The sequence below is a fragment of the Tsukamurella serpentis genome (assembly GCF_054780975.1).
In genome coordinates this window covers 873,610-889,193 of record NZ_BAAGVH010000002.1, presented here as the reverse complement: position 1 = coordinate 889,193, position 15,584 = coordinate 873,610, and the positions used below count along the sequence as shown (strand labels likewise).

Annotated in this window: 5 protein-coding genes; all 5 read left to right on the top strand. The window is 70.8% G+C overall.

The genetic code is table 11. The annotated features are described in order from the left end of the window. Positions 1–20 precede the first annotated feature (20 nt). Genes ACYVHG_RS06700 through ACYVHG_RS06680 form a run of 5 tightly spaced genes read left to right on the top strand, consistent with a single transcriptional unit; the run spans position 21 to position 15,584 of the window. Positions 21–1,025, top strand: a complete 1,005-nt coding sequence (locus ACYVHG_RS06700; RefSeq protein WP_461166623.1) for an iron-siderophore ABC transporter substrate-binding protein — start codon at positions 21–23, stop codon at positions 1,023–1,025. After that, positions 1,018–1,224, top strand: a complete 207-nt coding sequence (locus ACYVHG_RS06695; protein WP_461166622.1) for an MbtH family protein — start codon at positions 1,018–1,020, stop codon at positions 1,222–1,224. Before ACYVHG_RS06700 ends, ACYVHG_RS06695 begins: the two co-directional genes overlap by 8 nt. Then, on the top strand, positions 1,221–3,020 hold the full coding sequence (locus ACYVHG_RS06690; RefSeq protein ID WP_461166621.1) for an ABC transporter ATP-binding protein: 1,800 nt from the start codon (positions 1,221–1,223) through the stop codon (positions 3,018–3,020). Before ACYVHG_RS06695 ends, ACYVHG_RS06690 begins: the two co-directional genes overlap by 4 nt. 43 nt (positions 3,021–3,063) lie before the next feature. Beyond that, a complete protein-coding gene (locus tag ACYVHG_RS06685; RefSeq protein WP_461166620.1) occupies positions 3,064–13,914 on the top strand; it encodes a non-ribosomal peptide synthetase in 10,851 nt (3,616 codons plus the stop codon). Next, entirely contained in the window at positions 13,911–15,584 is a 1,674-nt protein-coding gene (locus ACYVHG_RS06680) for an ABC transporter ATP-binding protein (protein ID WP_461166619.1), read from the top strand. Before ACYVHG_RS06685 ends, ACYVHG_RS06680 begins: the two co-directional genes overlap by 4 nt.

Below are 15,584 nucleotides of genomic sequence, written 5' to 3'. Positions count from 1 at the left end.
CATAGATGCAAGGAGAGTCAATGTCATTCAAGCGGATCCTCGGTGCCGTCACGGCGTCGATGGCGATCGTGCTGGCGGCGAGCGGGTGCGGCTCGTCGACGGACGATAAGGGGGCCTCCGGCAACACCCGCTCGGTGGAGCACTTCTTCGGCACCTCCAAGGTGCCCGAGACGCCGAAGCGAGTGGTCACGGTGGGCTACACCGACGACCAGACCGTGCTCTCGCTGGGCATCAAGCCGGTCGGTATGACGGACCAGTATCCGAACACCGGCAATCAGAAGCCCGACATCAACACGCAGTGGCCGTGGGTCAAGGATCTGTGGGGCACGGACACCCCCGCGGTCGTGATGACCAACGGCGACTCCGGGCCGGACGTGGAGAAGATCGCCTCGCTCAAGCCCGATCTGATCATTGCGGTGTACTCCGACATCGACGAGGACACCTACAAGCGGCTCAACGCGATCGCGCCGACGGTGGCCCGTAACAAGAGCGAGGCCAAGGCGTTCGCCGGTACCTGGCGCGAGACGATCGAGCAGATCGCCCGGGCCATCGGCAAGGAGGAGCAGGCCAAGGCGAAGCTGGCGGAGATCGACGCGCTCAACACCAAGTTGCGCACCGCGAACCCGCAGTTCGCGCAGCAGACCGCGGCAGCCGTGTCCTGGTACAAGAACCAGGTCTACCCGTTCGCGAACACCGATGTGCGCGGCCAGATCATGCAGGGCCTCGGTTTCAAGCCCGCCCCCGAGCTCGACGCCCTCTCCGGCGGGAAGTTCTCGTTCCCGCTCTCCAGTGAGCGGCTCAACGCCATCGACGTGGGCCGGCTGCTGGTGATCAACGATCCCGAGGATCAGAACGCCATCAAGGCGCTTCCCGCATTCGCCGCGCTCAAGGTGGTGCAGTCCGGCCAGGTTTCGTACCTCAACGACTCGGACGCACCGTCGATCGGTGCCGCGCTGTCGCAGGCCACCCTGCCCGCGATGCCCTACGCGATCGAGGGCGTGGTGAAGGCTGTGAACGGTGCCTAACCCCTTCGACGACGAAGCGGGCACCTTCTACGCGCTGCGCAACGCGGAGGGGCAGTACTCGATCTGGCCCACCTTCCAGGAGGTTCCGGGCGGGTGGCAGATCGTGCACGGCGCCGATGCGCCCGCCTCCCGCCTGGAGTGCGTGGAGTTCGTCGATGAGCACTGGACCGATATGCGGCCGGTCAGCGCGCGCGAGTGAACACCCCTGAATCCGTCACCGCCGGAGACGCTCGCCTGGCGACCGTCTCCGGCGGTGACGGCCTACGTTGGCTCCTGAGTGGCCTGCGCCGGCACGGTTGGCTCACCGCGGCCACCGCGCTGTCGACGGTGCTCGGCGCGGTGGGGCAGGTCGTCCCGATCCTGCTGCTGCAGAAGATCGTCGATGGCGTCGGTCGACCCGGCGTCGACCCCGCCGACCTGCTGCTCAGTGTGGGGATACCGGCGGCGATCGCGGCGATCGTCGGCGCAGTGCTCACCGGTCTTTCGACGTACCTGATCGGCCGCCTCGGGGCACTGCTGCTCGCGGAACTGCGTGAGGGAGTCGTTCACTCGGTGCTGCGGCTGCCCAGCACCCGGATCGAGCAAGCGGGTCGCGGTGATGTCCTGGCCCGGGTCGGTGACGATGTCGCCCAGGTCGCGCAGGGCGTCGCGAAGGCGGTCCCCACGGTGCTCTCGGCGGCCGTGCTGGTCGCGATCGCCGTGGCCGGCATGTTCGGCCTGGACTGGCGACTCGGCCTGGCCGGCGCCATGGCACTGCCCTTCTACGCCATCGCCCTGCGCTGGTACCTGCCCCGGTCGGCACCGCTGTACCGGCAGCAGCGGATCGCCCAGGGCGAGCGCTCGCAGGCGGTGATCGCGGGCCTCGACGGTATCGACACCGTGCGGGCTTACCGGATCGAGGGACCGGTCGTGGCGGACGTGCGCACCAGATCGCGGCGAGTACGCGACCTGGGGATCGAGGCCTTCGGTTACTTCGGCCGATTCGTCGGCCGGGAGAACCGCGCCGAATTCATCGGCCTCGCGCTGATCGTGATCGTCGGTGCTGCGCTGCTGCCGTCCGGGGCGATCACGCTCGGAGCCGTGGCCAGCGCGTCGCTGCTGTTCCACCGCCTGTTCGGGCCGATCGGTGCGATCCTGTTCACCTTCGACTCGGCGCAGCGCGCCGGAGCGAGCATGACCCGCCTGGTCGGTGTGTTGCACGAGGCACAGAACACACCGATGGTCGGCGGCCCCGGTTCCGCCCCCGGAGTCGACTCGAATGCGCTGCCGGTCACCTTCGACGGCGTCGGATTCCGTTATCCCGGTTCGACGCACGCGGTGATCGAAGACGTCAGTTTCGAGATTCCCGCCGGCGGAACACTGGCACTGGTCGGTGCGACCGGCGCCGGGAAGTCCACGGTCGCCGCGCTGCTCGGCGGCCTGCAGACCGCGAACACCGGCCGGATCGACATCGGTGGGATCGACGTCGGCGCAGACGATCCCACCCTGGTACGCCGCGCCGTCGGCCTGCTGACGCAGGAGACGCACGTGTTCTCCGGATCGCTCGCCGACGACCTGCGGCTGGCCGATCCGGAAGCGACCGATGCGGAGCTGATCGCCGCACTGACGATCGTCGGTGCCGACGACTGGCTCCGGAGCCTTCCGGACGGTCTCGAGACCGCCGTCGGTGATGGCGGTGAGCCGCTCGACGGCACCGTCGTCGCGCGGCTCGCGCTCGCCAAACTCGTCCTGGGCCGGTTCCCGGTGGTGGTCCTCGACGAATCGACCGCCGAAGCCGGCAGCAAGGGAGCGGCCGATCTGGAGCGGGCCGCGGCCGCCGCCTGCGACGGCCGCACCGCACTCCTGGTCGCCCACCGACTGAGCCAGGCCGCCGTCGCGGACCGCATCGCCGTGCTCGACGCCGGCCGGATCGTGGAGTACGGCAGCCACGACGAACTGGTCGCCGCGAACGGTCGATACGCCACCTTCTGGAAAGCCTGGCAAGCGGGCACCTGATCCGCTGCCACGCCCGAGACCGCCACAAGGAGACACCGCACACATGACCCGCACTCTCGACACTCTTTCGCTCACCGCGAGCCAGGTCGATGAACTCCGCCGCCGCCTGGGCGAGGACGCGCCGCTCGGCGACGACGCCGCAGTGGCGGCGGCCGTCGCCGCCGTCCTGGCCCGGTGGGTGACGCCCGATGGTACCGATCCGGAGACCGACGTGGTGGAGTTGCTGTGCGGGGCGGGTACCGGCGAGTGGCCGCTGTCGCCCGACGGCGACGGTGGCTGGCGGATCGACCTGCCCGACGGTGCCGGCCTGCACTCTCGTGATCAGATCCAGTCCGCTCTGGACGATCTGATCGACTTCCCGCGCAGGCCGCTGGGCAGCGTCGGCCCGGGGGACCACGAAAGCAGGCTCGAGCAGCTGCGCCGGTGGAACGCCACCCATCATCCCCGCGAACGTCCCGATCTGGTTTCCCTGATTGCCGAACAGGCCCGTATCCGACCGGAGGCGGTGGCCGTCGAGCACGGGGAGCGGCGCCTGACCTACTCCGAACTGGTGGCGGCGTCCTCGGCACTGGCGCAGCTCCTGCGCGAGCGCGGCGTGCGCACCGAGACGGCGGTGGCCATCTCGGTCCCGCGTTCGATGGAGATGGTCGTCGGACTGCTCGGTGTGCTGATGGCCGGCGGCGCGTTCGTACCGCTGGACCCGGCCCTGCCCGCGGACCGTCGCCGTATGGTGATCGACGACGCCGGTGTGACGGTGCTTCTGGTCGAGCCGAACGCGCCGGTGACGGCCGGTGAACCGCAGGCCGTGGTGATCGACCTCGACGAACTCGCGGCCGCGGCACCGCACCGTGGTGAGGTCCCGCGTCCCGGGCCGGACACCCTCGCCTACGTCATCTTCACCTCCGGCTCCACCGGCCGGCCCAAGGGCGCGATGATCCGGCACGCCGCGATCTCCGAGCGACTGCTGTGGCAGCGCGATCAGATCCTGCACTTCGGTCCGGACGATGCCTCGCTGTTCAAAGCTCCACTGTCTTTCGACATCTCGATCAACGAGATCTTCCTGCCCCTGGTCTGCGGCGGACGACTGGTGGTAGCGGATCCGGGCGGCGAACGGGATCCGCTGTACCTGCTCGACACCATCGAGCGGCACCGCGTCTCCTTCGTCTACCTGGTGGCCTCCATGCTCGACGTGCTGCTGGCGATCGACGCCGGGGCGGGAAGGCTGCGGTCGCTGGCGCACGTTTGGTGCGGCGGTGAGGTTCTCACTCCGGACCTGTACGAGCGGTTCCGGCGCCAGCTCGACATCACGCTCTACCACGGATACGGCCCCGCCGAAGCCACCATCGGTGTCTCCCATGTCATCTACCGCGGTGCAGCCGAACGTCTCTCGACGTCGATCGGGGCTGCGAACCCGAACACCCAGTTGTACGTGCTCGACGACGAGCTGCGTCCCTGCCCGGTGGGGGTGGGTGGGGAGCTGTACGCCGGCGGCGAGTTGCTCGGTCGCGGTTACGTCGGCGCACCGGGCCTGACCGCGTCCAGGTTCGTGGCGAACCCGTTCGCCGCCGACGGCTCGCGCCTGTACCGGACCGGAGATCTCGCCCGGTTCGCCGCCGACGGCTCCCTGGACTTCCTCGGCCGCGCCGACAACCAGGTCAAGGTGCGGGGGATGCGGCTCGAACTCGAAGACGTGGAGGTGGCGCTGGCAGCCCACCCCGGTGTTCGGCACAGCTGCGTGGTGGCCCGCAAGACCCCGGGCGGTAGTACGCAGCTCGTGGGGTACGTGATCGCCGGGGACGAGTCGGGATCGGAACCGGGGGCCGTCCGCGACTGGGTCAGCGGCCGGCTCCCCGAGTACATGGTTCCCGCACATGTGATCGTGCTCGAGGAGTTCCCGCTCACGGTCAACGGGAAGATCGACCGGCGTGCGCTGCCCGAGGTCCCGGCCACCGTCGAAAGCGGCGCCGCCCCCACCACCGACACCGAGCGCGCCATGTGCCGAGCCTTCGCCACGGTCCTGGGACTGGAGGCTGTGGGAGCCGATCAGGACTTCTTCGAACTCGGCGGTGACAGCATCGTCGCGATCTCGCTGCTCGCGGCGCTTCGGGAACAGGGCCTGTCGGTACGCACCAGCCAGATCTTCGACTCGCCCACTCCGCAGGCGCTGGCCCCGCTCGCCGTCCCCGCGACCGCCGCTGCCGACCTCGACGACCGTCCCCACGGGCGCGTGGACGGCCCCCCGATCGTCACCTGGCTGGGGGAGACCACCGATGCGGTGGCCGGTTTCGTGCAGGCGGTCACCGTCGCCCTGCCCACCGCGACCACCGATGCGGACGTCGACCGGTTGCTGGCCGCACTCGTCTCCCGTCATCCGATGCTCGGCGCTCGCCTGCTGCGCGGCGACCGCTGGGGATTCGACGTGCCCACCGCCGACGCCGTGCGAGCTGTCCCGGTGCACACGCTCGCGCCGGGAAGCTCGGCCGAGCAGGCCGAGCAGGCCGCCCGCACGCGCCTCGACCCCGACGGTGGCGTCATGCTCGCAGCCGGTTGGCGGCCGGACGACCTCGCATTGACCCTGGTCGCGCATCACACCGTGGTGGACGGCATCTCCTGGCGCATCATCTGCGATCAGTTGACCGCCGGTGACCTCGGCACCGAGCCCTCCGGTACCTCCATGCGGCGGTGGACCGAACTGCTCGCCGCGGCCGCCGCCGGATGGACCGACGACGCCGCCTACTACCGAACGCCGCTGCCCGGACCGGACGCACCGGTGGGTACCCGTGCGCTGGACGCGCGGGACACCGTCGCCACTGAGCGCACTCTCACGGTGCAGTGCACCCCGGCCACCACTGCCGCGGTGCTCTCCGAGATTCCCACCCGGTTCCACGCGCACGTCAACGACGTGCTGCTCACCGCCCTGGCCCTGGCACTGGCGCAGTGGCGCGCGCGGCGCGGTGTGCACCAGAGCCATGCCCTGATCGAGCTGGAGGGGCACGGCCGGGAGAGCCGGCACGTCGCTGCCGAGGGGCTCGCCGAACCGGATCTCAGCGCCACCGTCGGCTGGTTCACCACGCTGTTCCCCGTGGTCGTCGATCCGGGTACGACGACCGACCCGGCGGCTGCACTCAAGGCGGTCAAGGACGACCTGGCCCGGGTGCCGCGGTCCGGGATCTCCTACGGAGCGCTCAAGCATCTGGCCGGGGTGGACTGCGGCGACCGAGTCCCGCAGGTGCTGTTCAACTACCTCGGACGGTTCGCCGAGCGCACCGGACAGCTCGGAGAACGGCGCGACCCCGGCATGCTGCTGCCCCGGCCGCTGGAGTTCAACGCCGTCACCGAGCCCGGTGACACCGGCGAGCCGGTGCTGGTGACTACCGTCTCCTGGCCCGACGGGGTGCTGGAGGAGGTCGACGTCGCCGAACTCGCCGCCGACTTCACCGCCGCACTCGACCGGTTGGCCGCCGAGCGGACCGGTGGGCACTCACCGAGCGATTTCGACCTGGTCGGACTCACCCAGGCCGATGTGGACCGGCTCGAAGCCGACGGCCCGGTCACGGCGGTGCTTCCGCTCAGCCCGCTCCAGGAGGGGCTGTACTTCCACGCGGTGTTCGACCACGACGATCGCGGCGACTACGTCGAACAGCAGGTGATGCGCCTGACCGGCACCGTCGACCCGGATCGCCTGCGCGCCGCCGCACGTCGGTTGCTGGCGGTGCATCCGAACCTGGGCGCACGTTTCGTCTCGCTCGCGGACGGCCGGGTGGTCGCCGTGCTCCGGCCCGATGCCGAACCCGCGGTGACGGTCGCCGCTGCCGCACCGGGCGAGGTGGTCGCACTGGCCGAACGGGACCGGACCGCCGGGATGGACCTCGCTCACGACATCCCGATGCGGTTCACCCTGCTCACCCACGACGACGGTCCGGCCGGCGAGTACACCCTGATCCAGACGGTGCACCACATCGTGGCGGACGGCTGGTCGGTCCCACCGATGCTGGACACCCTTCTGGCCGAGTACCGGTGTCCCGGATCCGGCCGCGCGAGCGGGGAGTACGCGGACTACCTGCGCTGGCTGCACGAGCGCGACGACGCCGAGAGCTCCGCCGTGTGGGCCCGGCTGCTCGACGGTTGCCCCGCCCCGACCCTGCTGGTACCCGATCACGCACCGTCGGGCCGGGCGGCGCACGAGATCACCGAGCCGATCACCGGCCTCGACGCCGGAGCCCGGGCCGCGGGGGTCACGCTCGGCGTCGCGGTGCACGCCGCCTGGGGAGCGGCGCTGGGCGGACTGCTCGGCCGCGACGACGTGTGCTTCGGCTCCACGGTGTCCGGTCGTGACGCAGACGTCACCGGCATCGAGGACATGGTGGGCCTGTTCATCAACACGGTGCCCTTGCGGGTGCGGCTGCGCGGGCGCACCGGCCGGGAACTGCTCGACGAGGTCTCCACGTTCAGCGCCGACGTCCGAGCGCACCAGCACCTCTCGTTGTCTCGGACCCTGCGTGCTGCGCCGCAGGCGCAGCACGACACCCTGGTGGTCTTCGACCTCGCCACCGACGTCAGCACACTCGGTGCCGAGGACGACGAGTTCCGCATCGTCGACCTGAGCAACGAGGGCGCACCGCACTACCCGCTGACCCTGGTGGTGATGCGCGGCGCAGACGGTGTCCGTTTCCAGCTGATCCGCGACCCGGAGGCGGTCACACAGGCCCAGGCGCGCGCGCTGTACGACACCTTCCGTCGGCGACTCGACGGGCTGCTGAACGATCCCCAGAGCTCGGTCGTGGCGCCGGCCGCGCGTGTGCAGCCGCAGACTCTGGCCACGATGTTCCGCAGGGCTGCACTCGAATTCGGCGATCGGACCGCGCTGACCGTGGCCCGGCTCGACGGCGGCCGTGACCAGCGGACCTACACCGAGCTCGCGGCCGCCGCGGAAACCCTCGCGGCGCACCTGGCCACGCAGGGGGCCGGACCCGGCGGGCGGGTCGCCGTGCTCACCGAACGATCGGTGGACCAGGTGGTCGCCGTCCTCGCGACCGTGCTCGCAGGTGCGGCCTACATTCCGCTCGACCCGGCCCACCCGGAACAGAGGTTGCAGTACATCGTCGACGACAGCCTCCCGCACGTGTTGCTGCACAGCGCCGGTCACCGGGACCTTGCCGCCGCACTCACGGACGGGAACGGCACCCGCCTGATGCAGGTAGGAGTGTCGACCCAGCCATCCCCGAACGGACACCAGGACGGCGGAGCCGACTGGGACCAGGCGGCGTACGTGATCTACACCTCCGGTTCCACCGGGCGACCCAAGGGCGTCGCGGTACCGCACCGCGCGGTGGTCTCACTGCTGCAACGGACCGATCCGCTGTTCGGGCACGACGAGACCGACGTCTGGACGATGTTCCACTCCTACTCCTTCGACTTCGCCGTCTGGGAGATGTGGGGCGCGCTGACCTCAGGGGCCAGGCTGGTACTACCGGACTATCCGCTCAGCCGCTCACCGCTGGACTTCCACGCCCTGGTCCGGGACGAGGGGGTGACGGTCCTCAACCAGACCCCGTCGGCCTTCCACCGCTTCGACGAGGCCGATCGTGCCGCCGAGGCTGGCCGGTCACTGAGCCTGCGCCGCATCATCTTCGGTGGAGAGGCACTGGAGCCCGCCCGACTGCGTGACTGGGCGCGGCGGCACCCGCTCGCGGACACCGAACTGGTCAACATGTACGGGATCACCGAAACCTGTGTGCACGTCACCCACCGGGTGCTCGGCGAACAGGATCTGCGCGGTGACACCAGCCCGATCGGTGGCGCACTGCCCGGGCTGCGGGTACACGTGCTTGACGACCGGCTGCGTCCGGTGCCGCCCGGCGTCGCCGGCAACGTCTTCGTCTCCGGCGATCAACTGGCCGTCGGCTACCTCGGCAGGCCGGGGCTGAGCGCCACCCGGTTCGTGGCCAACCCGTTCGAGGACGACGGATCACGGCTCTACCACACCGGTGACATCGCCCACCGCACGCTCGACGGCGAACTCGTCTTCGAGCGCCGTGACGACGACCAGGTGCAACTCAACGGCTTCCGGATCGAACCGGGCGAGGTGGAGAGCGCGCTGCGCGACATCGACACGGTGATCGACGCGGCGGTCACGGTGACCGAGGACCGGTTGATCGCACACGTCGTGGGCGTCATGCCGGAGCACCCGGCGCAGCTTCTCGGCCGAACGCTGCCGTCGTACATGATCCCGCACAGTTACCGAAGCCTCGACGCCCTACCGATGACGGTGAACGGGAAGCTCGACCGGGCGGCACTGGCCGCGGCCGGCCGGGAGGCGGCGCCGGAACCGGTATCCACCGCGACCGGAAACGCCACTGCGACCGGGGGAGCCGCCGATATCGAGTCCGCGCTGGTGCGGATCTACTCCGACGTACTCGGCGAGGCCGGAGTCGATACCGATTTCTTCGCCGGCGGCGGAGACAGCATCATCGCGATCACCGTCGTCGGGCGCGCCCGCGCCGCGGGTCTGACGGTGACGCCCCGCGAGATCTTCCTGCACAAGACCCCCGCCCGGCTGGCGGCCGCATTGTCCGCCCGTGAGGGGGAGCGCGCCGGAACCCTGGCGCCATCGAGTGCCGTCACCACCGGTGGGCGGCTGCCGCTGACTCCGATGATGCTCCGGCAGTGGGAGATCGACGAGGGCGTGCTGCGGCCCGGATTCGCGCAGGCACGCCGGGTGGAGGGCGTGGGAACCCGCGCCGCGGTGGAGCGGGCGGCGCATGCCCTGCTCGACCGGCACGATGCGCTGCGGATGCAGGTGGCGACCGACCGCGGCGGATGGTCGGCACGGATCCGCGACACCGCCGATCCGGTGGTGCTCATCGCCGCCGACGAGCAGCGGGCGACCTCGGCTGCGATCGCCGCCCTCGACCCGGCCGACGGCGTGATGATCGCCTTCGCCTGGGTGGAGTCCACCGCCACCGTGGTGGTCGCGGCGCACCATTTCGCCGTCGACGCCGTCTCCTGGCTGGTCCTGACCGACGAGATCGCGGCGCGGGGAGCAGAGTGCCGGCCGGAAGCAGGACGGTTCCTCGATCACGCGGTGGCCTCGGCGGTGCGCGGGAACGACGCCTCCGACCTGGGTCGGTGGACCGACCTGCTCGACGCACCGGAGCTGGTGCTGCGCACCGACCCGGCGCTGCCGGCACGCACCGTGACCGTCGACACCCCGGCCGATGCGGTGCAGGACCTCGCCGCCCGCACCGGCACCGACCTCACCGATCTGCTGGCCGGGGCGCTGCGGGTGGCCCTGACCGCTGAGCAGCCCGAACCGCAGGACGTGGTGATCGAACTCGAAAGACACGGCCGCGGAGGCGAGCTCGCGGCGGCGCATGCGATGACGGTGGGCTGGTTCACCGCGATCGCACCGGTGCGCATGGCACCCGCGCAGGACCCGGTCGCCGCCGCCCGCGAGCTGAGCGCCACCGCGCCCAGCGCGGACCGCCACCGCCGCTACGGCGAAGTACGCTACCTCGACCCACAGGGCCGGACCCGGCTCAGCGCACTCCCGCGACCACAGGTGTTGATGAACTACCTCGGTGCGGGAACGGAGGATTCGACGATCCACGTGCCCGACCCCGGTGCACGGAACGCGCACGCGGTGGAGCTGAACACCTGGATCACCGATGGCCGCATCCGCGCCGAATTCACCCTAGCCGCGGGCATTCCGAGCGAACTCGCCGAGCACTGGACCGCGGCACTGGAGAACGCGGCACGGACCACCACCGGATCCGTGGCACCCAGCCCGCTGCAGCGCGGCCTGATCTTCCAGGACCACGCCGGCGGCGACGGCGGCAGTTACGTCGCGCAGAGCTGGTTCGAGTTCTCCACCCGTCTGGACACCGGCGCGCTGGCCGAGGCCATGTCCGTGGTGATCGCCCGGCACCCGGTGGTCGGTGCCGCGTTCACCATCGACGACGGGGCGCCGCTGATGGTGCTCCCGCGGGAGCGGATGCACGTGCCGGTCACCGTCGTCGACGGCGCAGCCGGATCCGACCCGGTCGACGTGGCGGCGTTCCGCGAGCGCGACCGCGCAACCGGATTCGACCTCGAAGCGCCGCCGCTGGTGCGGATGCACGTGCTCCGGGGCGCCGATACCGACGCCCTGCTGCTGAGCTACCACTTGGTGTTGTGGGACGGCTGGTCGCGGGAGATCGTGCTGCGTGAGCTGTTCGACGCCTACGCCGCGATCATCGCGGGAGCCGAACCCGAGACCCGCCCCGCGAGTCCCTCGTTCGCCGAGGTCGTTCGCGCGATCACCCAACGGACCGATGCGGAGACCGCGGCGGCGCACCGGTTCTGGGCCTCCCACCTGGGCGAAGCGGCGGGTCCCACGCTGCTCGCGGGCGATCCGCGTCCGGCCGGTCCCGAGGCGGCCGCCAGCGCGCTCCCAGAGCAGGTGTTCCGCACCCTGGACGCTTCGCTCAGCGACCGGCTGCGTGGCCTGTCGAGGCGTCTCGGCATCACCCTGAACACGCTCGTGACCGGCGCCTTCGGGCTGCTGCTCGTGCGCCGGACCGGACGCGACGACGCCATCTTCGGTGTCACCGTCTCCGGTCGTGACGCCGTGGTGCTCCCCGGAGGCACGGAGCCGTCGGACGTCTCAGGCGTGGTCGGCGTACTGCTCAACACCGTCCCGATGCGCACCGCCGCCAGGCCCGATCAGAGCCTGGCCGCCTACCTCGACGGGATCCAGCAGGACCGGACCGAGGCGATGCGGCACGAGCACCTGGGACTCGGCGAGATCGCGCGTGCCGCAGGCATGTCCGAGGTGTTCGACAACCTCTTCGTGCTGCAGAACTTCCTCGACCTGGACGCACTGGGCGAGATGGAACGACGGCACTCGATCACCCACTCGGAGGCGGAGGACTCCACCCACTACCCGCTCACCTGGGTACTGACCCCCGGCGAGCGACTCGCCCTGAAGCTCGAATACCGGACCGACCGCGTCTCGCAGGCGTTGGCGACCGGCCTGATCGACGAGTACTGCGCGATCCTGGCCGCACTCGCCGACTCCGGACCGGAGCAGCTTCTGGCCGCTGTGCCGGTGCCCGGTGCGGGCGCGCCGATCGGCGGCGGTGAGAAGCCGATCGGAACCGCCACCGTCGTCGACTACTTCGACGAATCCGCCGACCGACATCCGGACCGCATCGCCCTGGTGGCCGGTGACCGGCGGATGAGCTTCGCCGAGCTGCGCGACCGCAGCCGCGACGTGGCCGGTGACCTGCACGCCCGCGGCATCGGTGTGGGCGATCTCGTGGCGATAGCCGTGCCGCGGTCGGCGGAGTCGATCGTCGCACTGTTCGCGGTACTACGAGCGGGCGCCGCGTACGTGCCCCTCGAACTCGACCACCCGGATGCGCGGCTGGCCGATGTTCTCGACGACGCCCGGCCGGCGGCCGTGGTCACCGTCGGCGCGGTGGCGCATCGGCTGCCCGGAGCGATCCCCGCACTGCTGCTGGATGCGCCGCTCTCCGGAGCCGCACCGGTCACCGGGTTCGCACCCGGCGATCCGGACCGGCTGCGCGCGGCCGCCTACGTGATCTACACCTCCGGCTCGACCGGGCGACCCAAGGGCGTGCTCACCGATCATCTCGGCCTGACCAACATGCTGCTCAATCACCGGCGGAGGATCTTCGAGCCGGTTCTCGCGAGCGCCGGTGACCGGATCTTCCGGGTGGCGCACACGGTGTCGTTCGCCTTCGACATGTCGTGGGAGGAACTGCTGTGGCTCGCCGACGGCCACGAGGTGCACATCTGCGATGAGGAACTGCGCCGTGACGCCCCGGAGCTGGTGCGGTACGTGGCCGATCACGGGATCGACGTGATCAACGTGACGCCCACCTACGCCACGCAATTGGTCGGCGAGGGATTGCTGTCCTCGCAGAGTCCGCCGCAGCTGGTGCTGCTGGGCGGTGAGGCGGTGGGCGCCGGACTGTGGAGCCTGCTCGGTGACACCCCCGGGGTCACCGGCTACAACCTGTACGGCCCCACCGAGTACACGATCAACACCCTCGGTGTGGGCACCGACGAATGCGACGACCCGGTGATCGGCGGGCCGATCGACAACACCGTCGTGCACGTCCTCGACGGGTGGCTGCGGCCGGTACCCGACGGTGTTCCCGGTGAGCTGTACGTCTCGGGGGCCGGTATCGCCCGCGGCTACCTGGGGCGGCCCGGGCTGACCGCGGAGCTGTTCGTGGCGTCCCCGTTCGGCGCACCGGGGGAGCGGATGTACCGCACCGGTGACGTGGTGCTCCGCCGACCCGACGGGCACCTCGCCTACCTCGGGCGCTCCGACGACCAGGTGAAGATCCGTGGGCATCGAGTCGAACCGGCCGAGGTCGCCGCGGCCTTCGAGGCGCACCGGGACGTTCGGCAGGCGACCGTCCTGGCCCGAGCCGGGGCCGACGGTTCCCGGCACCTCGCCGCCTACCTGGTGCTGGACCCGGACGCCGATCCACGCACCCTGGTCGACGAGGCCACCGCGAGCCTCCCCGATTACCTGGTGCCGGCCCGGTACGCACTGGTGGACTCGATCCCGCTCACCGTCAACGGGAAGGTCGACGTGGCCGCGCTGCCCGAGGCGGGCCCGCTGCCCGGCGGTGGTGGCCGGCAGCCGCAGACCGAGACCGAGGAGATCGTCTGCGAGATCTTCGCCGAGGCGCTCGACCTCGAACCCGAGGAGGTGACCGCGACCGGAGACTTCTTCGATCTCGGAGGACACTCGATGGTGGCGGTACGGCTCGTCGGACTCCTGCGCGCGCAGTTCGGCCCGTGCCTGAGCATCAAGGACCTGTTCGCGCTGCGCAGCGTCGAGTCGGTCGCCCAGCACGTGGAGGAGAACCGATGAACGGTCGCCAGATCCTGCGGACCGCGATCCGCAGGAATCGTCGGGCACTGGTGGCCGGCACCGTCCTGATGACCGGCTACCAGCTCGCCGAGACCGCGGTGCCGGTGGTCCTGGGCCTGACCACCGGGCACCTGCTGCAGCGCGGGATGACCGGCGCGGCGATCGGCGTCGCACTGCTCGGCGTCACCCTGCTGACGGTCTCGATGTGCTGGCGGTTCGGTATGCGGATCCTGCAGCGGGCCAACACCACCGAGGCTCACCGGCTGCGGGTGCGGGTCGCCGACCGGGTGATCCGGCCGGTGCCGCCGCGTACCGACCTGACCTCCGGGCAGGTGCTGACGATCGGCACCGATGACGCCGACCAGACCGCTGACATCATCGAGGTGGTGCCGCTGCTGGTCTCGTCGCTGCTCGCCGTCGTGGTGACCGCGGGGCTGCTGGCCTGGATTGACATCCCGCTGGGCCTGTTGATCGTGGTGGGAACACCGGTGACCCTCGCGGTGCTGGGGGTGCTCGCCCGCCGGATCGGTGAGGCCACCCGTGAACAGCAGTCCCGGGTCGCGGTCGCGACCGCGCGGGTCGCCGACCTGATCGCGGGACTGCGCCCGCTGCACGGCTTCGGCGGCAACCGCGCCGCCTTCGACGGCTACCGCGTGGTCAGCCGCCGTGCCGCCGGGCAGGCGGTGGGGGTCGCCCGGGTGTCCGGCGCCTACGCCGGCGCGGCCCTGCTGCTCAATCTCGCGCTGGCGGTGGCGGTGACGCTCACCGCTGGATGGTTCGCACTGATCGGCAGGATCTCAGTGGCGGAACTGGTGATGGCGGTGGGGCTCTCGCAGTTCATCATCGAACCGATCAAGCTCTTCTCCGAGATGCCCAAGTACGTGGCCACCGCCAGGGCCTCCGCGGATCGGCTGGCACTGGTGCTCGACGCCGAGCCCAGGTTCGCCGACGGCGACGGCACTGCACCGCAGGCACCCGCGCTGGAGCTGCGGGACGTCCGTGCGCCGGGGCTGGGCCTGTCGGTGCGGATCGAGCCGGGTGAGTTCGTCGCGGTCGTCGGTTACCAGCCGGGACTGGGACGGGCACTCGGCGATCTGCTGGAACTGCGGCTTCCGCCGGCCGAGTACGGCGGCGAGGTCCTCCTCGGCGGACTGCCGTTGGCCTCGCTCTCCGCCGAATCGGTGCGCGCAACGGTCCTGGCACCGTCGCACCACGATGCGGTGTTCTCCGGGACACTGCGGGAGAACGTGATGCTCGCGCCGCGACGTCCGGGCACCGAGACCTTCGAACGGGCCGCCGAAGCAGCCCTGCTGGGTGATGTGATCGACCTGCACCCGGCCGGTGCCGACCAGGTGATCCGCGACCGTGGCGCGAATCTCTCCGGTGGTCAGCGGCAACGCCTGTCCCTGGCCCGCGCGCTGGCGACCGACCCGGAGATCCTGGTGCTCGACGATCCGACCAGTGCCGTGGACGCGGTCACCGAGCAGATGATCGCCTCGAACCTGGTTCGAACCCGCACCGGACGCACCACCGTGGTGGTGACTGCGGCTCCGGCGCTGTTGGACCTCGCCGACCGGGTGATCGTGGTGGACGGCGGCTCGGTGGTGGCGGAGGGCACCCACCGCAGCCTGGCCGCCGGTCAGGATTACCGGCTGGCCGTCGCGCGCTGA